The sequence below is a fragment of the Domibacillus aminovorans genome (assembly GCF_001643235.1).
GTDB lineage: Bacteria > Bacillota > Bacilli > Bacillales > Domibacillaceae > Domibacillus > Domibacillus aminovorans.
In genome coordinates this window covers 73,221-97,566 of the sequence record NZ_LQWY01000003.1, presented here as the reverse complement: position 1 = coordinate 97,566, position 24,346 = coordinate 73,221, and the positions used below count along the sequence as shown (strand labels likewise).

Annotated in this window: 23 protein-coding genes and 3 pseudogenes; 4 read left to right on the top strand and 22 right to left on the bottom strand. The window is 38.0% G+C overall.

What is annotated here, in order from left to right; genetic code table 11:
* Positions 1 to 125: 125 nt before the first annotated feature.
* Complete coding sequence (gene alaP / locus AWH49_RS01670; protein WP_063964462.1) at positions 126 to 1,517, bottom strand: alanine permease AlaP; 1,392 nt, start codon at positions 1,515 to 1,517, stop codon at positions 126 to 128.
* Positions 1,518 to 2,408: 891 nt separating this feature from the next.
* Here alaP and ald point away from each other — a divergent pair.
* A complete protein-coding gene (gene ald / locus AWH49_RS01665; protein WP_063964461.1) occupies positions 2,409 to 3,542 on the top strand; it encodes an alanine dehydrogenase in 1,134 nt (377 codons plus the stop codon).
* Between the two features lie 218 nt (positions 3,543 to 3,760).
* Here the strand turns inward: ald and AWH49_RS01660 are convergent, their stop codons facing one another.
* The 3 genes and pseudogenes from AWH49_RS01660 to AWH49_RS19845 all read right to left on the bottom strand — a co-directional run.
* Positions 3,761 to 4,732, bottom strand: coding sequence for a DMT family transporter (locus tag AWH49_RS01660; RefSeq protein WP_063964460.1), 972 nt, complete (start codon positions 4,730 to 4,732; stop codon positions 3,761 to 3,763).
* A 6-nt stretch (positions 4,733 to 4,738) separates the two neighbouring features.
* Entirely contained in the window at positions 4,739 to 5,404 is a 666-nt protein-coding gene (locus AWH49_RS01655) for a GntR family transcriptional regulator (RefSeq protein ID WP_034284997.1), read from the bottom strand.
* Between the two features lie 86 nt (positions 5,405 to 5,490).
* Positions 5,491 to 5,586, bottom strand: a pseudogene (locus AWH49_RS19845) (helix-turn-helix domain-containing protein); the annotation flags it as partial.
* Position 5,587: 1 nt separating this feature from the next.
* Here AWH49_RS19845 and AWH49_RS20595 point away from each other — a divergent pair.
* Positions 5,588 to 5,725: pseudogene (locus AWH49_RS20595) on the top strand (EamA family transporter); the annotation flags it as partial.
* A gap of 282 nt (positions 5,726 to 6,007) precedes the next feature.
* Here the strand turns inward: AWH49_RS20595 and AWH49_RS01650 are convergent.
* Positions 6,008 to 7,432: an S-layer homology domain-containing protein gene (locus AWH49_RS01650; RefSeq protein ID WP_063964459.1), complete on the bottom strand. Its 1,425-nt coding sequence runs from the start codon at positions 7,430 to 7,432 to the stop codon at positions 6,008 to 6,010.
* Positions 7,433 to 7,661: 229 nt separating this feature from the next.
* On the opposite strand from AWH49_RS01650, the gene AWH49_RS01645 reads away from it, so the two are divergent.
* Positions 7,662 to 9,947: a family 10 glycosylhydrolase gene (locus AWH49_RS01645; protein WP_063964458.1), complete on the top strand. Its 2,286-nt coding sequence runs from the start codon at positions 7,662 to 7,664 to the stop codon at positions 9,945 to 9,947.
* Positions 9,948 to 10,029: 82 nt separating this feature from the next.
* On the opposite strand, the pseudogene AWH49_RS01640 reads toward AWH49_RS01645, so the two are convergent.
* The 9 genes and pseudogenes from AWH49_RS01640 to AWH49_RS01600 all read right to left on the bottom strand — a co-directional run.
* Positions 10,030 to 10,332, bottom strand: a pseudogene (locus AWH49_RS01640) (MATE family efflux transporter); the annotation flags it as partial.
* 116 nt (positions 10,333 to 10,448) lie between these two features.
* On the bottom strand, positions 10,449 to 10,817 hold the full coding sequence (locus AWH49_RS01635; protein WP_280512809.1) for an ATP-binding cassette domain-containing protein: 369 nt from the start codon (positions 10,815 to 10,817) through the stop codon (positions 10,449 to 10,451).
* Positions 10,818 to 10,826: 9 nt separating this feature from the next.
* Positions 10,827 to 11,441 carry a nitroreductase family protein gene (locus AWH49_RS01630; RefSeq protein WP_082862633.1) on the bottom strand — a complete coding sequence of 205 codons (615 nt, stop codon included), beginning with the start codon at positions 11,439 to 11,441 and terminating at the stop codon, positions 10,827 to 10,829.
* A gap of 149 nt (positions 11,442 to 11,590) precedes the next feature.
* Positions 11,591 to 12,973 carry a DHA2 family efflux MFS transporter permease subunit gene (locus tag AWH49_RS01625; RefSeq protein ID WP_244886762.1) on the bottom strand — a complete coding sequence of 461 codons (1,383 nt, stop codon included), beginning with the start codon at positions 12,971 to 12,973 and terminating at the stop codon, positions 11,591 to 11,593.
* Positions 12,974 to 13,087: 114 nt separating this feature from the next.
* Positions 13,088 to 14,437, bottom strand: coding sequence for an LLM class flavin-dependent oxidoreductase (locus AWH49_RS01620; RefSeq protein WP_063964453.1), 1,350 nt, complete (start codon positions 14,435 to 14,437; stop codon positions 13,088 to 13,090).
* Between the two features lie 51 nt (positions 14,438 to 14,488).
* On the bottom strand, positions 14,489 to 15,499 hold the full coding sequence (locus AWH49_RS01615; protein WP_063964452.1) for an ABC transporter substrate-binding protein: 1,011 nt from the start codon (positions 15,497 to 15,499) through the stop codon (positions 14,489 to 14,491).
* A gap of 11 nt (positions 15,500 to 15,510) precedes the next feature.
* Positions 15,511 to 16,854, bottom strand: coding sequence for an LLM class flavin-dependent oxidoreductase (locus tag AWH49_RS01610; RefSeq protein ID WP_063964451.1), 1,344 nt, complete (start codon positions 16,852 to 16,854; stop codon positions 15,511 to 15,513).
* 86 nt (positions 16,855 to 16,940) lie between these two features.
* Positions 16,941 to 17,765 (bottom strand): ABC transporter permease, encoded by an 825-nt coding sequence (locus AWH49_RS01605; RefSeq protein WP_063964450.1) that lies wholly within the window; start codon positions 17,763 to 17,765, stop codon positions 16,941 to 16,943.
* Positions 17,766 to 17,790: 25 nt separating this feature from the next.
* Entirely contained in the window at positions 17,791 to 18,597 is an 807-nt protein-coding gene (locus tag AWH49_RS01600) for an ABC transporter ATP-binding protein (RefSeq protein WP_063964474.1), read from the bottom strand.
* Positions 18,598 to 19,193: 596 nt separating this feature from the next.
* Here AWH49_RS01600 and AWH49_RS01595 point away from each other — a divergent pair.
* Positions 19,194 to 19,415, top strand: a complete 222-nt coding sequence (locus AWH49_RS01595) for a hypothetical protein (RefSeq protein WP_063964449.1) — start codon at positions 19,194 to 19,196, stop codon at positions 19,413 to 19,415.
* Between the two features lie 120 nt (positions 19,416 to 19,535).
* Here AWH49_RS01595 and AWH49_RS19835 read toward each other — a convergent pair whose 3' ends face one another.
* The 8 genes from AWH49_RS19835 to AWH49_RS01560 form a co-directional block, all read right to left on the bottom strand.
* Positions 19,536 to 19,673 (bottom strand): hypothetical protein, encoded by a 138-nt coding sequence (locus tag AWH49_RS19835; protein ID WP_018392874.1) that lies wholly within the window; start codon positions 19,671 to 19,673, stop codon positions 19,536 to 19,538.
* A gap of 114 nt (positions 19,674 to 19,787) precedes the next feature.
* Positions 19,788 to 20,336, bottom strand: a complete 549-nt coding sequence (locus tag AWH49_RS01590) for a sporulation protein (RefSeq protein ID WP_169815962.1) — start codon at positions 20,334 to 20,336, stop codon at positions 19,788 to 19,790.
* On the bottom strand, positions 20,318 to 20,947 hold the full coding sequence (locus AWH49_RS01585; protein WP_063964448.1) for a metal-dependent hydrolase: 630 nt from the start codon (positions 20,945 to 20,947) through the stop codon (positions 20,318 to 20,320). The genes AWH49_RS01590 and AWH49_RS01585 overlap by 19 nt, the downstream gene beginning before the upstream one ends.
* Before the next feature lie 61 nt (positions 20,948 to 21,008).
* On the bottom strand, positions 21,009 to 21,308 hold the full coding sequence (locus AWH49_RS01580) for a hypothetical protein (protein ID WP_018392871.1): 300 nt from the start codon (positions 21,306 to 21,308) through the stop codon (positions 21,009 to 21,011).
* Positions 21,309 to 21,477: 169 nt separating this feature from the next.
* Entirely contained in the window at positions 21,478 to 21,828 is a 351-nt protein-coding gene (locus AWH49_RS01575; RefSeq protein WP_063964447.1) for a SunI/YnzG family protein, read from the bottom strand.
* 213 nt (positions 21,829 to 22,041) lie between these two features.
* Positions 22,042 to 22,242 (bottom strand): cold-shock protein CspD, encoded by a 201-nt coding sequence (cspD, locus tag AWH49_RS01570; RefSeq protein ID WP_018392868.1) that lies wholly within the window; start codon positions 22,240 to 22,242, stop codon positions 22,042 to 22,044.
* A 149-nt stretch (positions 22,243 to 22,391) separates the two neighbouring features.
* Complete coding sequence (locus AWH49_RS01565; RefSeq protein ID WP_034284804.1) at positions 22,392 to 22,874, bottom strand: hypothetical protein; 483 nt, start codon at positions 22,872 to 22,874, stop codon at positions 22,392 to 22,394.
* A gap of 60 nt (positions 22,875 to 22,934) precedes the next feature.
* Positions 22,935 to 24,311 carry an aldehyde dehydrogenase gene (locus tag AWH49_RS01560; RefSeq protein ID WP_244886766.1) on the bottom strand — a complete coding sequence of 459 codons (1,377 nt, stop codon included), beginning with the start codon at positions 24,309 to 24,311 and terminating at the stop codon, positions 22,935 to 22,937.
* Positions 24,312 to 24,346 lie beyond the last annotated feature (35 nt).

Sequence of the window (24,346 nt, the reverse complement as noted above, 5' to 3'; positions counted from 1 at the left end):
CCCCTTTTTGTTTTCTTCATCCACAATGGTGATAAAAAGTCTCTTAGATTTGATTGGTTATCCTTAAAAGGTTTCCAATCCATTTTCTAAGAGGCTTAGAATCATAACTTGGTTAATTGGCTAACTTATTTATGATCTTCATTTTGTGCTTTATTTTTTTTATGGAATCCTTTCCCATAATAGAATGCCACTAGAATAATTAACCATACAGGTCCTACTATTAAAGCGATTCTTGTATCCGGGAAATAAGCCATTAAACCAACTACTCCGATTAAGAAAGTTAATGACAAATAGGAAGTAAATGGATATAAAGGCATTTTATATTTTAAACCTTGTTTTTGTTCTAGAGTTAAGCCTTTACGGTAACGAATTTGAGATAATAAAATCATGCACCATGTCCAAATCGCACCAAAAGTCGAAATACTTGTTACCCATGTAAATACTTGAGCAGGTACTAGGTAGTTTAATACTACCCCGATTAATAAAGCTCCTGCAGTCGCTAAAACCGCCAAATTAGGTACGCCGTTTTTGTTCAATTTATTGTATGCCTTTGGTGCTTCTCCATTTTCAGCTAAGTTAAACAACATACGTGCTGTACTGAAGATACCGCCGTTACAAGAAGAAAGAGCTGCCGTTAAAACAACAAAGTTAATGATTCCTGCTGCTGCAGGGATACCGATTTTTTCAAAAGTTAAAACAAACGGACTTCCTTGTGTACCAATTTCTGTCCAAGGATAGATGGACAGAATAACAAATAAGGCACCTACGTAGAAGATAAGAATTCGCCAAAAAACTGTATCGATTGCTCTTGATAACGTTTTTTCAGGATTTTTCACTTCTCCTGCTGTAACACCAATCATCTCAATTCCCAAGTAAGCAAACATAACCATTTGTAACGACATTAATACCCCGGTAATACCATTTGGAAAAAATCCTCCGTGTTTCCAAAGATTGCTGATACCCGTTGCGATTCCATCGTTACCAATCCCGAACACAATCATGCCGACACCTATAGCAATCATAAAGATAATAGCTGCAATTTTAATTAAAGCAAACCAAAACTCTATTTCCCCATACGCCTTTACAGCAAGGAAGTTAACTGCTGCCATAATCAATAATGCTGCTAACGCCCAAATCCAGCGCGGGGTATCCGGGAACCAGAACTCCATGTAAATTCCCACCGCTGTAATCTCGGCCATACACGTAACAACCCATAAAAACCAATAATTCCATCCTGTTATATAGCCTGCAAGCGGTCCCAAATAGTCACGTGCATATTGACTAAACGAGCCAGCCACAGGTTTTTGAATTGCCATCTCTCCAAGTGCTCTCATGATAAAAAACATGATCATACCACTAAATACATACGCCAACAAAATACCAGGTCCTGCTAACTTAATGGCAGATGCTGAACCAAGAAATAGGCCAACCCCAATCGCTGCTCCTAAAGACATAAGTGTAACATGTCTTTCCTCTAAACCACGCTGTAACCCTTTTCCTGAAGCATTCTTTTGCATACTTTCTTCCTCCAGTCGTTATCACATGAATAACATGATTACTCTCTCAAGCCTTAATTCCCATGTTGACTAGGCTTTTCATTATCCATCATGATCATGATGTTTATTATGGTGTAATCGTCATGTTATCTTTCCCTGTTTGTTCTCCTTAAAATATAAATAAATAATTACCATCAAATACTTATTGAATAAAAGAGAAGTGAGTTGAAAATTCCTATGAAATTTTTTGCTTACTTATGAAATTTAGAAAGTGATTTCTTCCTCCTCCACTGCACCTTAGTTGTGAACGCTTTCATTTTATAAAAGTGAGTTCTAAATGCTTGCAATATAATTACAACATTTTTGTGAACAAACTTCTATGTGATTTCACTAAAAAATTAAGTTGTGATTTTGTTGATTTAAACAAATCATTAACCTGAAAAGCTAATAAACCTATCAGAATAACAAAATAAATCAATTATATTTAGATAATGAGGAATTTTATATGACATATATGAAAAATGACCCTTTTAGAGTTAATTTTTACAGTCTAGAGGAGTTTGCCGACGTCGTAAGTGAAGTTCTTTCATTGTCCTATTACAATTGAAGATTGCACTTTATTCGATTGATCATCATCAATTAATTTTGTTGATCTCTCTAAATCAGATAGAACAGCCTTTCAACAAATTAAATGATTTTTTGGCGAGATTGATTTGAAGGATCCGAATCAAAAGAGGACGCTCTATCTTAACCTCAAGCTTGAGAAGTTTAAGTGATTATGAACGTTTTGTGAAAAAAATCAAAAACCCGTGAAATTTTTCTCCTTTTTCAATAAAGAAAAATTGTTGAAAGCGCTCTATAATAAAGTCGCAAGGAAATGTAAAGCAAGTTATTAAAGGAGGAAATCACGATATGATTATCGGTATACCTAAAGAAATTAAAAATAACGAAAATCGAGTTGCTCTTACTCCGGCTGGGGTAGTTTCATTTATAAACGCCGGACATAAAGTATTAGTAGAAAAAGACGCTGGGCTCGGAAGCGGTTTTACTAATGAAGATTACGCTGCTGCTGGTGCAGAAATTATTGCAAGTGCTGCAAACGTATGGGCTCAAGTAGAAATGATCATGAAAGTTAAAGAGCCTCTTTCAAGCGAATATAACTACTTCCGTGAAGGCTTAATCTTATTCACTTACTTACATTTAGCAGCTGAACCTTCTTTAACTCAAGCTCTTAAAGATAAAAGAGTTATTGCCATCGCATACGAAACTGTAGCAGTTGGACGCACACTTCCTCTGCTTACTCCAATGAGTGAAGTTGCTGGTCGCATGGCTGGACAAATCGGTGCTCAGTTCTTAGAAAAAACAAACGGCGGTCAAGGTATCCTTCTTGGAGGCGTTCCTGGCGTAAACCGCGGTAAAGTCACAATCATTGGCGGTGGTATAGTAGGAACAAACGCTGCGAAAATGGCAATTGGCTTAGGTGCAGACGTAACAATCATCGATTTAAGTGCTGACCGTCTACGTCAATTAGAAGACATCTTCGGTAACCAAATCAAAACATTAATGTCTAACCCATTCAATATCGCGGAAGCTGTAAAAGAAGCAGATCTTTTAATCGGCGCGGTATTAATTCCGGGTGCAAAAGCTCCTAAGCTTGTAACAGAAGAAATGGTAAAAACAATGAAACCTGGTTCTGTTATCGTGGATGTGGCAATCGATCAAGGCGGCGTCGTTGAAACAAGCGATCATGTAACAACTCATGATAACCCAACATTCGAAAAACACGGGGTTCTTCACTACTCTGTTGCGAACATGCCTGGTGCAGTTCCAAGAACATCTACAATCGCTTTAACAAACGTAACCGTTCCTTACGCATTGCAACTTGCAAACAAAGGTGTATTCAAAGCGATTTCTGAAAACGGTGCATTAAAGCTTGGTGTTAACGTTGCAAACGGCGAAATCACATATGAAGCTGTTGCAAAAGACCTTGGCTATGACTATGTAACAGTTGAGAAAACTCTTGAAAAAGAAATAAAAGTTAGCTAATTATTAACTTATTCGACCACAATATGTCCCCTCAAAAAACCAATTTTGAGGGGTTTTTCATGCAGACATTCGGAGGGATAACAACATGAATCAACATAGTTATCGGGACACATGGGCAGAAGTTTCATTAGATGCTATTAAACATAATGTTCAGCAATTTAGACAAATAGAACATATATTACCTACTAACTTGCGAGTTATGATGCTATAAAGATAATTTAAAGATTCACTGACTGTTTAAAATGACTTTCCTCTTTTCTATTTGAAACATAACTATGCAAAATCATTCCTAGAATGACGATAAAAATACCGCACCAAGATAATGGAGATGGAATTGGTATTGACAAAAATATTAGTTCTCCAGCTAATGCAAAAAGTACTTCCATTGATTGCGTTGCTTCAACAGAAGCTAACTTTTGCATATTTCCTCTTACCCTATCTGTTGCTTTGAAAAATAGGACAGTAGCAATGACTCCTGAACAAAGTGCCACCAATAAAGATTGAAGACTCTGCCCCTTACTTGGTAATCCTACGGTATAAAAGCCATACAAGGAAAGTAAAAACCAGAATGGAAGACTTGCCAATGTCATTCCTAACACTCGTTGATAAGCATCTAAACGCCCTTCACACACTTCCATCATTTTACGATTCCCTAAAGGATATGCAAATGATGCTATTAAAAGGGGAACAACTCCCAATAATAGACTTTCTAAAGAAAGTTGTTTTGCATGTTCAATTTGCATTAGAACAATACCTAACAGAATGATAAGTGACATTATAAGACCTTTAAAGGGAATTTTCCCTCTTATCTGTAAAGGTCCATTCTTTGTGTATATTGTTTCAAAAAATAACGGTGCCAGTAAAGCACCTGAAATAATAGTGATTTGCCATGTTCCAGCGATAAGCCAACCAGGTGAATAAGCAGATGCAAAACATAAGGGAGCATAGAATAACCCAAACCCAACAAAGCTCCATAAAACCCATGTTCTTGGTTGTTTTCTCATTTCGTTTAAGAGTGGTCGTAAATTTTTTCTAATTATTACAATACATAAGAGAAATGGAACCATAAAGATATATCGGAGCGAAGCACTCCAAATCCAACTACCACCAGACAGCTCCATAGATGCATTAAGAACAAATGTAAAAGCAAAAAAGAAGGCTGCACAAATACCTATTAAAATTGGTTGCAACTGAACTCACCTCGGGTCCGCTTGTTGTGTTAGTAGTTCGCCAAGACTTAGCCAGTTTTCTTCTACAAGACGGACGATTATTTCGTATTCCCGATTTTTACAAGCTGATATAATTTGTTTGTGCTGCTCAACCGAATTTAACCCTTTTAGCGTAGTAAATTGTGAAATCTCTAATCGTTGAATTTTAGGTACACTACGTTCTAATGCGAATACTATTTCAGGGTTCCCAGCCACGTCTAAGAAAACCTTGTGAAAAGTTCCATCTGTCTCAACCGCCTTAATAACATCACCTTTTTCAATTGCAAGTCGCAAAGTTTTATTGCTAAACTCTAATTTTTCAATATCCGTTTCCTTCAATAAAGGACATGCAAGTCGAGCAGCTAAAGCATGTAAAGCTGCTACAACAGTAAAAGCATGTTTCGCCTCCTCTAATTTTAATGGTGCTACGCGAGTAGATGACCCTGGAAGTGACTCAACAAGTCCTTCGTCTTCAAGTCGTTTAAGTGCTTCCCTAACAGGGGTACGACTAATTCCAAACTTCTCTGCTAATTTTTTGTCATTTAAGCGTTCTTCTGGATGTAATTCCAAAGTGATAATCGACTTTTTTAAAGTTTGATATACTTCATCTCTAAATGACAAACGTTTAATTGGTTTTATAATGTCTTTTTTCATAAAACCAATATATCGCATATTAGTTTTATTTGCAATTATTACTTATCTTCTTCAACAATCTGGCCCTTTAGCGGAATAAAGATTGGCTAATTATTCAATTCTGATAGCTTTCTATATAATGAAGCTCTAAAGACATTTGTAATTTCACAAATTTGATTTACAGTCATATTTCTTTCTTTATGTGGTGGTTTATTTTTCTTTTTTCAACCTGTAGTTGGAACATTTCTAGGGTGGCTTCTTCTAGGAGAAAATATAGGTTTAATATTTTGGATAGGATCAATTCTAATTTTCATTAGTGTCTTATTAGTTATTAGAGAAAGAGTCAGCGGAAGTGGCATTGGTTCCCTTCCCAGACATTTAAACCAGCGCCACTCCTTGAATTGTAAGGAATGGCGCTGGTTTTTGATCTGTGCCAAATGCAAAATAATGACTTTTTGTGTTTCATAGGGCTTGATTTAAAAATCTTATGAAGGAGTTCTCATTACTCATAAGAATCATCTTTCCGAATTTAATGACCAGCCCTCCTTTTAATAAAAAGAGCCAGTGAGAGATTCATCGTCCCCAGTACCACTATCTATTGTCTCGTTATACTCTCCACTTTTTTTATTCCTGAAGAGCCCTGTTTAAAAACGCAGAAAATTGTTCTCTTGTTACGTCATCATCTGGTTTGAACGTATTATTCCCGTATCCGAATGCAATTTCTGCAGCAACAACACGTTTAATCGAATCATACGCCTTCATTGCTGAAGAAACATCTATAAATGTGATCGCTGCTGTTTCCTTCAAGTTAAATGCATTTGTTAAAAGGATGGCCATTTGTCCGCGTGTGACAGAACGGTTTTCATAAAAATGCCCATCTGTAAATCCCGACATAATGCCATCTCGCTTCACCGCTTCGACGTAGTCTCCTTCGCTCACCGGCAAATTAAACGCACGCGCCATCATAATCGCCGCCTGTCCGCGAGTTACGATCTGCCGGGGACCGAATGCCCCATCCGGGAAGCCCGAAATGATCCCCCGTTTACTTAGCACCGTAATGTCCGTATAAAAACGGTTTTGCGTGCTCACATCCGAAAAAGATACAGCCGGCGGATCCGTTTTTTGGAGATAAGCAGACGCGATATAGCCGGTTTGTCCATCCGGCGTTCTCACCGGATACCAAACATAATGATTGTTGCCTTGATCGTATACAAACCGTCCAGTCACCGTCAGAACTGTATGTTTGGACAGCTGTTTCATAATCATGGTGCCTGGTCCGGTGCGAAGATTAACTGCATCTGTTGTCATCGCATAATCTCCCGCTTTCAGCCCATAAATCGATTCATGTGTATCCTCCGTTGGCGTATACTCTTTTTTCAAAAAAGTAATATTTTGATTGGAACTGGGATCATAAGCAAAATCATCCGCATGGAACAAAAATGCCGCGAGTTCTCTATCCCCTGTAAAACTCTTCTGCTCAACAATTGCAAACACCCGCTCTTGATATGCATTTGTATTCACAAGGCCTGTCCCTTTTACAATGGGGCTGTTCACGGGCTTAGTACCATTGTACGCCATCACCGGAAAATACCAGTTTTCAATCACATGACGTCCCGCCTCTTTAATCTTCGGAAGATCCGATGATGTGCGGTCATACATGCTGTCGAGAATTTGAACGCCTGCTTCGATATTGTAAACAAGATCTGTTTTCAGTTTTTCTTGATCGTAGTTTGATTGATTCGTAACCTGCATTAAACCAATCCCACCGTCAGCTGAAATTATTGCATTCCCATTTGCATCAAACTGCTTCCAGCCGCCGTTTTCCATCGTCGCGACTGCTTTGACAACTTCTGGTGGAATGTCCGCTTCAAGTGCCGCATTCGTCAAAAGACAGTTCACATGCTGAAAAGACGAATTCACGCCAGTTTTCACATTTCCAAACGCCTCACATGCGGACGTAACAGATGACTCTGCCAACGCTTCACCATTATTCATAAGACCCGCTGCGAGAATCGCCAGGAGCCCGATCTTCCCAAATGGTACTTTCACTCTATCATTCTCCTACCTCTCTTCGTTTATCTTACATTTGCATTTTACCATATAGTTTGTTTTGGTTGTATTTTCCTGTATACTAAATTAGTGGTGATCGTACTATTACTAATTACCCAAAATAAATACAATAGAGGTGCCGCTAATGAAGATTTTATTGTCGTTCCACATATTTCATCCATAAAAAATAAATTAATCTATTTTTTAATCAAGGAGTGTATTTTTACGTATGAAGAAAAAAGATATGTTTAGATTTATGATGTCAGCAGTTATGATACTAGTTTTATTTATTTCCATCTTTCCTTTACCAACTAAAGGAGCAAGCAATACATCTCCTAAGAATGAAATGCGCGCAGCTTGGATTGCGACTGTTCAAAATGTTGATATGAAAGCCGGAATGAATAAAGCCGAATATATAACTTGGGTACGTAAAACATTGGATCAATTGAAAGCCAATAAATTCAATGCGGTCATTTATCAAGTGAAACCAACAAATGATGCTTTGTATCCTTCAAAGTTGGCTCCATGGTCATTCTATATAACAGGTGGAAAACAAGGAACAAACCCGGGTTATGATCCTTTATTAATCATGATTGAAGAAGCGCATAACCGCGGTATGGAGCTACATGCATGGGTAAACCCTTATCGAGTAACAATGCCAGGACAAACATTAACAAGTCTTGCGCCTGATAATGTAGCTCGTACAAATCCTAGCTGGGTAGTTAAATATGGGCAACAATATTATTTAAATCCCGGTCTTCCTGAAGTGCAAAACTATTTAATTTCTACAGTCAAAGAATTAGTATCTAATTATGATATTGATGCCGTTCATATGGATGATTACTTTTATCCATATAAAATAAAGAATGAGGTATTCCCAGATCAAGCTGCATTCAAAAAATACGGAACGTCTTTTAAAAAAATTGAAGATTGGCGTCGAAATAATGTTAATCAACTTGTTGAAAATTTATATTCAACTATTAAAGCGACTAAATCGCATGTTCAATTTGGGGTTTCGCCATTCGGTGTTTGGCGTAATAAATCGCTCGATCCAACTGGAAGTGATACACAAGCCGGTGTAAATAATTACGATGATTTATATGCAGATACAAGACAATGGATTAAAGACGGTAACATTGATTACATTACTCCACAAATTTACTGGTCTAAAAATTTATCAGTTGCGAAGTATAATACTCTATTAAACTGGTGGAGCTATGAAGTGCAAACGTATGCTAAAGTTCATCCTGTTAATCTCTATATTGGTTTAGCAGATTATAAAGTCGGTAATGACTCCGATGCAACATGGAATAATAAAATGGAGCTTCCGAATCAAGTGATAGCTAACAGAGCTGACAAAATAACGAAAGGTCAAATGCACTTTTCCCTAAGAAGCATACAAAATAATTCGCTTGGTTATGCAACGATTCTTAAGCAACAACTTTATAATTATACAGCTGTAACTCCAGCAACTTCTTGGAAAAACGCTGCTCAACCTTTAAAGCCAACATTCGTACGAGTTAACAAGGATGCGGCTGGTATGATGCTCGAAATCAAAGATCAAAATAGTAAACAACCAAGAAAATATGTGATTTATCGTTTTGAAGGAAACAAAGAAGAGTCGTATCAAGATCCACGAAACATAGTGGATGTTGTCTATAATACGAAAGGAAATACGGTATTCTTAGACAAGACAGTAAGTTCAAACAAAGTATATACGTATGGAATTACATCTGTGTCAGCAACTGGTGTTGAAAGTAAAGACGCATATGTTGTGAAAGAAGGAAGTAATTCAGGAGAAGCAACCTTATTTAATGATATTAGTTCCTCATATCGTGCGTATAAGGAAATCACATACTTAGCACAAGGAGAAATTACGAATGGTGATCTCAAAGGTAATTTTAATCCAGGTCAACAAGTAACACGTGCTGAAGCTGCTGCCATGATTGGTCGTGCTTTAAACCTTGATGGTACAAAACGAGAGAACTCTTTTATAGATGTCAGTGCCAGCATGTTTGCATCGGGGTATATTCAATCTGCCGTAGACAAGAAGATTCTATCTGGCTATAAAGATGGTACATTTAAGCCTTATGAAAACGTAACTCGTGGCGAAATGGCTCTTATGATCAGCAGATCGTTCGACTATAGTTATGGAAATACAACTTCGGGAGCTGAAAAAGCTCTGACATCAAGAGATATTGCTCAAGGTATGGGTAATGGCACTTTCGGAACTAATTTAAGTATTATCCGAGCAGACTTTGCGATATTCTTAGCAAGAGCTATTGACTATAATCTTCGGATAAACAATCCAACGATTCCGTTTAGTGGAGAGATGTATGTAAATACGGAATCCCTTCCTATAAAAAAGGGACCGTCTGAAAATTATGCTCAAGTAGGTATTCTTAAACATAATGAGAAAGTAATAATTGGCTATAAAGTTGGAAGCTGGACGCTTATTAAAGCCGGCTCTAACGTAATTGGTTTCGTTCCTAATTCTTATTTAAAAACATTTTAAAAGAATGATCTCTAAAAGCCGAGTCAAAAGGTCGTTAAATAACGATACTTTTGACTCGGCTTTTCTGTTACGTGATAATAAAAAGGAAAATAAAGCTTATTCCTATAAGAATGGCAATTAAAAATGGTCTTGTAAGGACTAATATCCCTTTAATATCATTGTTTGCTCCATGTGCTTGAGCTGTAAAACCTGATGTACTCACGCGTAAAAACCCAAATAACCAATACATCGTATTGAAAATAATGGTCCCTATGGCGACTCCCCCGATATAAGCAGGATTAGGCAAGTGCACGACAACTGCTGTATCTACAGCTCCCAGTAAGGGAGTTGTCAGAGTTGAGATGGTGAGTGGGACGGCTAAAGCAAGATAGGATCGATGATTCAATACATGTTCCCTCTCTCCCCTAAACAACCGCTCCCCACTGTTACAGGAATTTTTTATTCAAAGAAGAGTTCTCATTAACCGTAATAATTATGAATTGATTACAGGAAATTTCTATATTATTCTAATGCAGCTTCTACAAGCTTCTCGGTATATGGATGACGATTTTCTGAAAAGAAATCTTTGGATGAAAATAAATCAACCAACATGCCTTCTTTTAAAACCGCAATTCGTTCACACATATATTGCACAGTGGCTATATCATGTGAAATGAACAAATAGGATATATTGATTTCACTCTTCAACTCCTTCAGCAAATTTAAAATTTGTGCTTGAATGGATACATCTAAACTGGATGTTAGTTCGTCACAAATAAGCAAACTTGGCTGAAGACTTATTCCCCTCGCAATGGCCACTCTCTGTCGCTGGACTCCACTGAGCTGATGGCAACTAAGATTGAGTAGGTTGTCACTATAATTGGAGAATATTATCTCAGCTTACGAAGTGATTGCTCCTTCAAAAACAACTTCTTTTAATGCCTTTCTGGTGCTTGGATTCTCACGCTCTTGCAAATTCTTATCGAGTGCTTCTTTTTCCCCTCGATAGCCAATGGTAATAACTGCATGGAGATCAAAATCATCTGGAATATTCAGCAAGTTTCGAGCTTTATCTTTATCAAATCCCCCAATTGCATGTGTGCTAAGTCCCAGTAAAGTTGCCTGAATCGCTAAGTAACCCCAAGCGGCTCCGGAATCAAATGCATGTGCCTCGTTTGGATCGCCATTCTCTCTTCGGTTACTTGATGCTACTAGAACAAGAACTGGAGCTTTTTCTGCCCAAGCCCGATTAAAAGGATTTAAGAACTCATGAAAAATTTTCAGTTGTGGTTCTGTCTTAGCTACAATAAAGCGCCAAGGCTGATCATTGAAAGCTGAAGGGGCCCAATGTGCAGCTTCAAGAATACTATATACATCATCATCAGAAATTTTCCGGTCAGAATATGAACGAGGAGACCAACGATTTAAAAATAAGGGACTAACAGAATGCTCCGCTTTACGATATTCTTTAACCTCGCTTGTAAGTTTCTCAACAGGCTTAACAGTTAAACTCATTATAGATAACCTCATTTCCTATAGAATTCATTTTAGTTATGATTACATTTTATACATTTTTGGTTTAAAATCATGATACCTTCAGCGTAATCGGCTTAGCATCCCCCCTCTCAATATGGGACCTCGCACAAGCGGTTCCTTTTATGCCTCTATCTCTTCGCCCATTCACTTCTCTTTTTGTAGCCCAGTCTTCCATTAAGCAATAACGAAAACGGGATACTCAAACAAGTCAAGATCGTTGCCAGAATAAATACATCATTCAATCCTTTTACATATATCTCGGGAGAAAGACCATCTACACTTCCATAAAAATCCATTCTTGTATAGAAAAAAGATGTGAATATTCCGATAGACATTGCTCCTGTCACTTGCCTGGCCCAATTAATCAAAGAAGAAGCGTCACCAGACAGATTAGATGGGACCGCACTCATCCCCGCGTTGATTGTAGAGGTCATCGATAATCCAAGTCCTATATAGCGAAAAGTCATCCATAGCATGACGAAACCTGGAGTCGAGTCCACCGTTAAACGACTAAATTCCCAAGTGGCAATCACTAAAAAGAGTGTTCCAATCAATATCAACGGCCGTGGCCCGACCCTCTCATAATATTTGGCACTCACCGTAGTGGCTACCGCCATCGATAGTGCAGGCGGAAGGAGTAATATACCGACTTCAGTAGGGGTCATCTGATGGACTTCTAACAAATACAATGGGATAAAATAAATTCCTGTAAACAGGCTGCTAATTAATATAAGCGAGGTAATCAGACTCAAAACAAATGTCTTATTTGTAAAAAGTCGCAGCTCCAATAACGGTTCCTTCATTCGAAGTTCCCTCCAAATAAAGTGACTAAGAAAGAAAATCCCTATAATTAAACAGATGACTGACTTTCCTGAAAGTATTCCCCACTGATAAAGATTACTAAATAAAACCAATAAAGCCAGACTGCCGAAAACAATGCCGATCATGCCTATTCCATCAAATGCAGACTTCTGGTAATCTGTCCTTTTCTCTAGGCTTAACCATCCAAATATCCATGCGATCACTCCGAACGGAATCATTATTAAAAAGATCATTGGCCAATTCCATGATTGAAGCCAGCCACTGATGGTAGGGGCTAATGCAGGGCCTAATACAGAAGAGGCCGACCACAACCCTAAAGCCATGGAACGTTTGTGTTCCGGAAGCATTTGATAAATGATCATCAAGGTTACAGGCTGAATAGTCCCGCAAAAAACACCTTGTACGACCCGGAATACGATCAGCGAACCAATATTCCAAGCAAAAGCACATAAAAGTGACGAAATTATTAACCCTGCCACTGAAAATAAAAAAAGTTCACGCGTTCCAAATCGATTTCCAAGATAGCCGCATAAAGGAGCGATGAGTCCCGTTACGAGGGTGAACCCTGTCATGAGCCATTGCACCGTAGTCAAATCCGTATCAAAAATATCCATAAAACCGGGTAATGAGACATTCAAGGAAACAGACTGATAAATGGAAATAAAAGAACCGATTACTAATGCTGTCAAAATAAAAGTGTACTTCCGAGATTCAGGGACTAATCCTGCTATGCTTTTCATCTCCATTCAAGAAAACCGATAGATGCAAACAAGAACTACGTTCACGTCTGCCTCTAACATCCGTTATATCGTTTCTTTTGTTTTAGCAATTAGCGTGTTGGCTGGTCGTTTCAATCCTAAATTCTCCCGTAAAGTGTTTCCTCTGTACTCTGTGCGGAACAGTCCGCGTTGTTGAAGTACAGGAATGACGTGATCTACGAAATCATCAAGTCCGCCTGGTAAATAAGGAGGCATAACATTGAAGCCATCCGCTGCTCCATTTTCAAACCATTCCTGCATTTGATCCACAATTTGTTCAGGTGTACCCTTTATTTCTCTATGTCCACGGGCACCGGCAATTCGTTGATACAGTTTACGAATCGTCAATCCTTCACGATCGGCAAGATCCTTTAGTAACTTAAAACGGCTTTTCCCACCGTTTACCTGATCCAATTCAGGTAGCTCCGGCAATGGTCCATCCACTGGGAAGCTCGATAAATCAAAACTTATCATGGCCGACAAAAGGGAAATCCCCGCTTCCTCTGGAATCAGTTCCTCAAGCAACCTTTTATTTTCTTCTGCTTCTTCTGCGTTTTTTCCGATTACCGGGAAGATACCAGGCATGATTTTCAATTCCTCAGGTTTACGGCCATACTTCGCCATACGTCCTTTTACATCGGAATAAAAAGCTTGTGCCTCTTCAAGTGTTTGCCATGCAGTAAAAATAACCTCCGCTGTACGCGCTGCAAGTTCCTTCCCATCTTCGGAAGATCCTGCTTGAACGACAACAGGATGACCTTGCACAGGACGGGACACATTTAGTGGCCCCTCAACAGAAAACCATTCGCCTTTATGATTGACAGCGTGTATTTTTGAACCTTCTGCAAATTGTGCTGATTTTTTATCTATAACGAGAGCTTCATCCTCCCAACTGTCCCACAGTTTTTCGACAACATCGACAAATTCTCCAGCCCGATCATAGCGCTTTGAATGCAGCAAATGATGTTCTTGATTAAAATTCCTAGCCTCTTCTTCCGTATTCGATGTCACCACATTCCACGCTGCACGACCATTGCTTAAATGATCAAGTGAAGCAAACTTTCGAGCTACGTGGAAAGGTTCGTTATACGTAGTTGATACCGTCCCTACAAGTCCAACATGGTGTGTGACCGCAGAAAGTGCGGATAAAAGGGTGAATGGTTCAAAATGAGTATTGACAGTTTGATCGAGGACCTTTTGATTTTTTGCTCTCACTGCATAACCGTCTGCAAGAAAAACCATATCAAACTTTCCACGCTCAGCTGTTTGCGCCAGCCTTTTTAGAAAATCAAAATTCATTACATTATGAGCTTCTGCTTTAGGGTGACGCCAAGCTGCGACATGATGCCCTGGTATCATGAAAAAGGCGCCTAATTTCATTTGTTTTTTCGTCATATCAACCACTCCTATTTATCCTATTTTTTTAATAAGAATTTAATCAAAAAATTATTTAGCAAAAGGATTATATTCGTTTGTATATAGATCTTCCGCCTTTACTTGACCTTCTTTTAATTCACCACTTTTCACAAGCCAATCAATCCAAACGTCATATTCTGATGGTCTAATGACACCGCCTTTTTCAGTAATGCCTGTACTCTTCCAATATTTAAGATTGTCTGCTGTTTCTTTGCGTCCACGCTCATTTATAATTTTCTCAAAGCGTGCAATGACTTCTTCCCTCGGCGTTGTTTGTGCCCAGTCAATCGCCTTTGCAACCCCTTCAGTAAATTGCTTTACGGTATTCGGATTATCCTTGATATATTGCTCTGTAAAAAACGTATCACCTGCAGTAAATTCTGCACCAAACACGTCAATATCTTTAAATAATTCTACGACTCCTCCTGTTTCTAAAGCTCGATCTCTCGCAATACCACTTAATAAAACGACATCTATTTGTTCATTTCGTAATGTTTGTTCAGCATTGGCTGCTGGAACCGTCACTAATGTCACTTGTTCAATTTCTTTTTCAGTTAAGCCGCCCTGACGTAAATAATCTTTGGTAACAAACTCCAGATGAGCACCTAGAATATTCACACCTACTTTTTTACCAATGAAATCTTTTGCCGATTTAATCGTGCTCCCTTCAAGTACATATGCACCTATATACGTATTTTCATCACTACCGTAAGATCCAACGACTGATTTTATTTTCACATTTTGTGAATGAGATTTAATAATGGCTCCATTGAATGCTGCACCAAAATCAATTTGCTTTGTCGCGGTTAATTGAATACTTTCTGGACCGCCTACACTATCACCTATATACTCTAACTTCAAATCCCCTAAATAACCTAAGTCCTCTGCTAGCTCAGGGAAGCTTACACTACCTGGTGAACCTTGATATTGTAGTACCTTATCTTCTTCTCCATTCGCAGATGTTGTCTGATCGTCTGAGCAACCTGCTAAAATACTACTGATTAAACTTGTTATTAAAATAAATGATGCTAATTTTTTCATATATTATCTCCTTATTCTCCCACTGTTTGTGGCTGTTTTTTATTTGGATTAACCGGTACGGAAAGCCCTAAATTCCCGCGAAGTGTATCGCTCTCATACTCCGTGCGGAATAAACCACGGCGTTGAAGCTCTGGGATTACTAAATCAACGATATCATTCAGGCCATCTGGGAATGTTGGAGGTTGAATGTTAAAACCATCTGCACCTTCATTTAAGAACCACTCTTCTAATTGATCTGCAATTTGTGAAGGTGTTCCAACAATTTCGCGATGACCACGTGCTCCAGAAATACGTTCATATACTTCGCGAAGTGTTTTTAAATTTTCACGCTCTACTAGCCCGCGAATAAGATTTCGGCGGATACCTGGATTTGTTGGATCCTCTATTTCTGCAAAGTCAGGAATTGGTCCATCAACGTCATAACCTGTTAAATCTACCCCCGTAAAGCCAGATAAATACTCTAAGCCGATTTCAGGTAAAATATAGCTATTTAGTTCTTTTCGTTTAGCAATCGCTTCTTCTTCTGTTTTAGCAACTGTAATAAATACACCAGGCATAATTTTTAAATCCTCAGGCTTACGACCATACTTTGCAAGACGTCCTTTAACATCTCGATAGAATGCTTGTGCTTCCTCAAGCGTTTGCCACGCTGTAAAAATCACTTCCGCCGTTTTTGCTGCCAATTCTTTTCCTGCTTCCGATGAACCTGCTTGCACAATGACTGGATGACCTTGTGGAGTTGAAGGAGAATCTAATGTTCCTTGTACTTTGAACCATTTTCCTTCATGATCTACTGGATGTACTTTATTTAAATCTAAAAATTCACCATTTTCCTTGTCGATGATTAATGCCTCATCTTCAATCGAGAACCACAATTTTTTCACGACATCAACAAACTCTTCTGCGCGTTCATAGCGATCAGCATGTTGTAAATGCTTTTCTTTACCAAATAGTAAAGATTCACTGTCGTTTGCTGATGTTACGACATTCCAAGCTGCTCGCCCTTTTGATAAATGATCAATAGCACTATATTTACGCGCTACTTGGAATGGTTCGTTGTACGTTGTTGTCAATGTAGCTGTTAAACCAATATTTTTAGTAACTGCTGCAAGCGCCGAAATAAGGATGACTGGATCTAACTTCAATGCTGATGGTGTATTTTCTGCAAGATTTTGACCAAATACGTCCGCAAAGAAAATTGTATCGAATTTTCCACATTCCGCCGTTTTTGCTATTTCAGTTAAGTAATCCAAATCAAATGTACGATGTGGTTGCGTTGATGGATAACGCCAACTTGCTACATGCTGCCCTGGTAAAAGAATAAACGCACCTAATTTCATTTGTTTTTTTGTCATACCAATTACTCCTATTTATCATATTTTTTTAATCAGAATTAATACAAAAAAAAGTATGTTCGCTTACGTATAATCATTCAGACTATTCATTGCACTGGTTGCTTCCATTTTGAAAATTTACGTTCGAGCACGCTTAAACCTTGATTGATTAGTAAGCCCAACAAAGCAATTGTGATAATACCCGCGTACATTTCAGGGATTTGGAAGTTGTATTGTGAATACGTAATTAAATAGCCTAAGCCTTCTTTCGCACCTACCATCTCAGCCGCAATAAGGACTAAAATAGCACCAGTACCTGCCATGCGAATACCGGTAAAGATGGTTGGTACAGAAGCCGGTAAAATGACCTTGATAAATAATTTAAAGGATGAAATATTCATCGAGCGTGCCGATTTAATGAGTAGCGGATCGACATTGCGAACAGCTGCAATCGTATTTAATAAAACCGGCCACGTGCACGCAAAGAGCACAATCGCAATTTTCGATGTTTCACCAATACCTAGTAACAGCATAAAAACAGGTAGTAATGCCAGTGCTGCTGTATTTCGGAATATCTCCAAAATTGGATTAAGTAAATCCTTCGCTAGTGGATACCAGCCAATGAGCAGACCAAGTGGAATGGCAATCAGTAAAGCTAAAATAAATCCCGTTAAAGAGCGTACAATACTAGCTGTGAAATGGGCGAACAACTCACCTGATACAAGCATTGCCCACCAAGACTTCACTACATCAGAAAAAGCTGGAAAGAATGCTGCGTCTACTAGCCCGATACGTGGGACAGTCTCCCAAATTAAAAGCAGTAGTATGATGACAGCTGTCTGTTTCACAAGTTTTTGCAGCCAATGAAAGGAAAAATGTATTTGTTGCCTTCTTTCTATTGGAACAGCAATCACTTTTTCTGTATTTGACAATATAATCACTCCTTTTTATTTTTTATTAGATGGAAGCCGCTTGATAGATATTTCCATGAAGTAAATTCCAAATTTGATGACGTGCTTTAACAAACTCTGGATGGGAACGAATGTCTAGTTCGTTTAATCGTGAATCTAAAGGAATATCAATCATATGCTTAATCGATCCAGGCTTTGTAGACATAACTGCTACACGCTGACCTAAATACACAGCCTCATCAATTCCATGTGTAATGAATATAATTGTTTTTTTCGTCTTTTCCCAAATTCTTAACAGTTCACTTTGCAGTGTTTCTCGCGTCTGTGCATCTAATGCTGCGAACGGCTCATCCATTAGCAATACATCTGGATTAAATGCCAGACTTCTAGCAATTGCAACACGCTGTTTCATACCTCCCGACAATTCATGAGGGTAACGATCTTCAAACCCCTCTAAACCAACTAGTGATAAGTAATATCGAGTTAGTTCGATGCGCTCTTTTTTCGAAATACCCTTTGCTTCTAAACCAAATTCGATATTGCCTAAAGCTGTCTTCCATGGGAACAAAGCATATTGTTGGAATACAATTCCTCGATCTAACCCAGGGCCCGTTATTTCCTTCCCATCAAGAAGGATTCTACCGGATGTTGGTTTCGTTAAGCCGCTAAGTAAATCCAACAAAGTAGATTTACCACAACCGCTTGGACCCACTAGTGTTAAAAATTCACCATCTTTTACAGAAAAGTTCAAGTCCTTTACCGCTGTAAATTCCTTCAGCGCTCTTTTTCCTTGTTCGGTATCACGCACTTTAAATATTTTCGTTACGTGTTCAAACCGAATTTTATCCGTCATCCTTTTCACCTCATTTATTTTTTCTCTTCTAGTATTGAATCGTTTCTGCATCTTCTTCTTATAATTTCCTCCTTTTTTTACTTCCTCTCCAATAGAAAAAACCTTTACCGCAAACGAATAACGCTTGTTGCAAAGGCCTCCAGCGGACTGGTCAGCTTGCTCATCAACCAAAAAAGCCGGAGACATTTCTTTGTATTAAAGAAACGTCTCCGGCTGACCGGTTAACGAATTAATAAAACCTATTGAAATACTTAGTATTTATTTTTCAATATGTTAGCAATGTTTTTATTATTAGTCAATATTAAATATTAAAAAAATAAAAAATTTTATGTTTATTTTTGAAATCCGTATGTACTTAGTGTAGCTTTGAAATAAAGTTTGATCAAAATAGCCCTCTTAACCTTGATAGACGAACAAAAGACAAGAGCCTGTTTTGAAAAAAGATCGATCAGAACAGACTCTAACACCTTTTTGATACAAACGAAATACGGTTCACTAAAACGTTGTACAACAAAAACAACAATATGTGAGAATACAAATTAACTTCGCCGAAGATAAAAGCAGCTATTCGCACAATTGATATTGATAAAAGTGATATGGATTTATTAAAAAGTCATAAGAAGAAGCAAGCGCAATTTAAATTAAGAAACAGACTTCGCGTTTCGGATTACCACGGTGAAAATTTTGTTTTCTGTAGAAAAAATGGTTATCCTTTTGTAACGTATGCCATATTTAATCAAATGAAAAAGACTACAGCTTTTAAAATGAAAAACACATTCGGAGCCATACTTGAAATGACAAAAGAACAAGAAATGTGATTTTCCCAAAATAAACGTGCAAAAACATGTGTAAACCCCGTCTACTTTTGCAAGAAGTTAACGGGGTTTTTAGACATCACATTTACTTGATTTTTCCGTGATAAATCAACCTTTCTAAAGTTATTTTGTTGTTTGTATGTACTGCTGAATCTGGTCATCTGTTAAGTTGTGCATAAAGTGATAAAAAGGAATACAGTCCATGCCGTAATTTTCACACATCTGTGTATAGTGTTCATAAGCCTCTTTGTACAAATCCATTGTTTGTTCCTCCTCTGTTATATAACAATATATATTTATTTTTATTAATATATAACACGAATAACGTATTGTCAAACCCTTTCATGAAAAAAAAAGCAGAAAGATTTCTGCTTTTTATACAATCATTAACTCATCTTCATCGGTAGGATCAACTGATTGATTAATTAAAACTGTCGTTTGTAAAAACCATTTATGCTTTTCTCCGGTTTTCGGACCGTCAGCTGGAATTTTCATCGTAAATGGAATACGATCTTTCTCTCCTGCTTTAATATGTCGATTCACAACAATTGTTAATTCGTCTATATGTTTATCATGCCATGAAAAATCGCTGTCTTTACGCACTTCTTCATATTGCAGGTACAGAAGTAGATTTATTTTTTGGATAGGCTCATCTGTCTGGCCGCCACAGATTAACACATCTCCTTTTATCATTTCACCTAGTGCTGCTTTTTTATCATGTAAAATTGTATCCACCTTTACACTGCCAATGCCAATACTTGAAAAAAATTTTTTCCACATATAAATAATCTCCTGTTCGTTTTTTATTTCTATTCCCGTATTTGACTTATTAAATACTAATTTTTTGTTTTTATTTGAATTTTGCATATAATGTATTAAAAATAAAAAGCCGTTTAAACGACTTTTTAAAATTCTTTTTTCCATAATGGATAAAACCATTTTGTTCCTTTTTTATTTGCTGGCAACATTTTCATATCAGCAATTAAATGAGAAATATAACTAATCAAAAGCGTCATAAATAAACCAGGCAATGGATATTCTTTAACGATTTCTACGGCCACAAAATAAAAAACCGCTACACCAATAATAGAGTGCGTCCATGTGCGATGCGAAACAAGTGAAGCAAATATAATAAACAAAGCTGTATACATGACCCAAGTCTCTTTTATATACCACCCTGCATATAGTACGAGTGCTCCAGTGATAAATAGCATTGTCCGTTGTTTAATGAACAACCTCGGTAATAAAAGAAGGCCCATACTAATTAGAAAACCGCTCATCTGTTTAATACCGATCAGCATAAAATAACTGTAAAGCGCCAAAAAAAGGCCAGCTATCGAAAAGAACAAAATAAGCCATTTCTTTTCGACTGTGATTTTATTCGCCAATTTCCCGTTTACGTCTAGGTCCGGAACGAGTGCAGCAACAGAGCCAACCCCTGCTAAAATAGCCGTTTCAAGTGGTGTAGCATTGATCCAGATAGAGACACCAAGACCCGATACAGCGCCAATTGCTGCGTGAGTAGATCCTTTCATTGATTAACTTCCTTTCTTTTTGCAAATAAAAAACCGCCTAATAAGAGGCGGCTTTGTATGGTCACGACGGATTAATCACATACAATATCCAGTCTTGAACAGCTTCGATATGTTCAGCTGAAATCTCCATTTCACACAACACTGCACCTTTGCCGATAATTTTTAAAACCGGGACAATGGCCGGCTTTTTCGGATTGTAAGAGTACACAACAGTATCAATATGAACAATAGGAATACGAGTATTCGTGATCATGCCGGTACTTTTTAAATATCCATCTTCTACCTTGACTATGTTTTTCTTCCAGCAATATGATGTACTGGTTACGATAGCTTCCGGCTGCTCTTCCGTAAAGATCACCATTATATAGATAACCCCATTTCTTCATACTAACTATTCTAACGTAACAGCTTCTGTAGCCTTTGTAAATAGGCATTTCCCCTTCTATAACTAAGCATAAGAAGACATCAAGTTTACATAATAAATTTATGGTTTATTTATTCAAAAAAATAAAACGGATCAACATCCGTTTTCACAAAACTTTTGCTTTTATATGAACGCGTGGATTTTGTGTTTTTACTGATTTTACAAGCCGATCTTTATTACGTAATACAAATAAATAAGATACATTGGAACGAGTGTAAACAGCTACACGTTTCTTTTTTACGTACGGACGGACAATATATTTTTCGATAAATGATGGATCTTTCGGGAATTCATCCATTTCAAATACTTCAACAATTTCATTCATCGGAATAGTTGTTTCTCTGTCCCCTGACTTGACAACAAGCAATCCCTCTTCTACTTTATGGCCGGCTAAATAACGGTTAGCGAGTACAACTCCTACAACAACAACGACGATAGCTGCTGCGATATATAACATACTCATCCTCCTGATTGTTCTATTTCATTTTCTTTCTCCTCATACATTGTACTCTTTTTTTATAAAAATAGATCCGATTCCTCGATCAATTTATAACGTTTTTGTGACATTTTTTCTGTAATTGTATTGACAGCGTTTTCAAAATATGCATAAGGAAAACTACAACGAAAAACAGGTGAAGCCGAGGCTTCACCTGTTATAGTTTCAATCAGATTAGTTTTTTTCAACGTTAGCAGCTTGTGGGCCACGTGGTCCTTCAACTACTTCAAATGTCACGCTTTGGCCTTCTTCAAGTGATTTGTAGCCTTCACCTTGAATAGCTGAGAAATGTACGAATACATCATCTTGTCCTTCAACTTCGATGAAACCAAAACCTTTTTCTGCGTTAAACCATTTTACTTTACCTTGTAACATGTCTTGTCCTCCTTATACTTTATGCACACAATCATTCTTGCTGTTTGCTACTATCTCAAGACGAAAAAACAATAGACCATTTTCTTTTGAAACGTACGAACAGCTGTCTCTAATGTACCATTTTTCCAATCCTCTTGCAACTAAACCTTTCATTTTTTCTCAATTTCAAGTGATTTTGCAACGTGTAAAAGATGTGCTGGGACGTCCCATTTTACAACGCCATCTGGATAAATCCACATGCGAATAATATCAAGTTTATCAAGACCTCCAGACAGTTTGGAGACAGTCCATTTCATCCGGTCAAGTCCTGGATTTGCCATAACAAATAGACTCGGCGTTTCCGCTTCTTCCTGTATACGCATTAGTTTTTCCACTTGATCTGCCGCATTGGAGCGAAGCTGTGTATTATCATATACCATTCCTTCTTGCTGCCGTTTTCCTCTTGATCCTTTACATTTTACATAGGCGGTCCACTCCATTTTTTCAGCTTGAATATCGTGACCCCCTACTGTGGATTCGACATGAGCAGTCCAGCCATTTTGATTTAAAAATTGAACCGCTTCTTCTATAATTTCTTCCTGTGTTAATATAAATTCATCCGGTACTTTTAAGCGTTCTAAACTAATTGGCACTTGTCCCCCTCCATTTCTCTTCGTTTTTTATTATTCTATTTTCAAACAATATATTCCTGTTTATTGAATCAATTTTCGTACAAGATTAACCCGGTTATCATATGGTGGATACAATAAATTTGATTGCAGTAAACTGCTTTTTCTCATAATGCTTTTCTTATGGGAAAAAGCATCAAAACTAGCTTTCCCATGATAGGCATTCATACCTGATGTACCAACACCACCAAATGGTAAATATGGACTCGACACATGAACGAGCGTATCATTTACACTCGCACCGCCAAATGGTATAGACGTAATCACTTTTTCTTCGATTGCTTTTTCTTTCGTAAACACGTAAAGCGCCAGTGGTTTAGGTAATTTTTTCACACATTTGATCGCTTGATCTAGCTCTGAATAAGTCAAAACGGGTAAAATCGGGCCGAAAATTTCATCTTCCATTAGCGGATCATCCCAACCCGCTTCCACAATTGTCGGTTCAATGTAGACATCATCACGATCAGTCCCGCCGCCCTGTACAATTTTCCCGTTTGTTTTTTGCAAGATTGTTTGCAAACGATCAAACTGCTTTTCATTCACAATACGTCCGAAATCCTGACTTTTTTGCGGATCCGCTCCGTAAAAATCAAACATAGACAGCGTCAATTCTTTTAAAAAAGCGGCTTTCACATTTTGATGAACGAGCACGTAATCCGGGGCAATGCAGGTTTGACCTGCATTGGAAAATTTCCCCCATGCAATCCTCTTCGCTGCCTGTTTTAGATCAGCCGAATAATCAACGAACGTCGGACTTTTCCCTCCTAGTTCAAGTGTTACTGGAATCAGTTGTTTCGCAGCCGCTTCCATCACAACTTTCGCGGTAGGCACACTCCCAGTAAAGAATATATAGTCAAACGGCGCGGCCAGAAGTTCTGTAGCCGTTTCTTTTCCGCCTTCCTGCACGCCGATAAACGACGGATCAAATGTATCTTCGAGCAGACTTTTTAAGACAGCGGACGTATGCGGGGTACTTTCAGATGACTTCACAATGGCCGTGTTGCCGGCTGCAATCGCACCGATAAGCGGCTCGATTACAAGCTGGAACGGATAATTAAATGGTCCAATAATTAAAGTAACACCGTACGGCTCAGTTAAAATCAAGCTTTCGGCCGGCATTTGATGAATAGGTGTCTTTACCTTCTCCGGTGCAGCCCATTGCGGCAGATGACGGATCATAAAGCGAATGCTTTCGTATAAAAAGCCAATTTCTGTCGTATATGCTTCAAATTTATTTTTACGCAAATCGAGATAGAGTGCATTCATAATTTCATCTTCACGTGCTTTAATAGCCGCTTTTAATTCATTCAATCGGGCAATCCGCCAGTCGACACTGCGTGTGATTTCAGTATCAAAAAAAGCTTTTTGTGCTTGAATCATGTTCGTAACGTTCAACGCAATCATCTCCATTACATATTTCTTTAATTCTAGCAGTC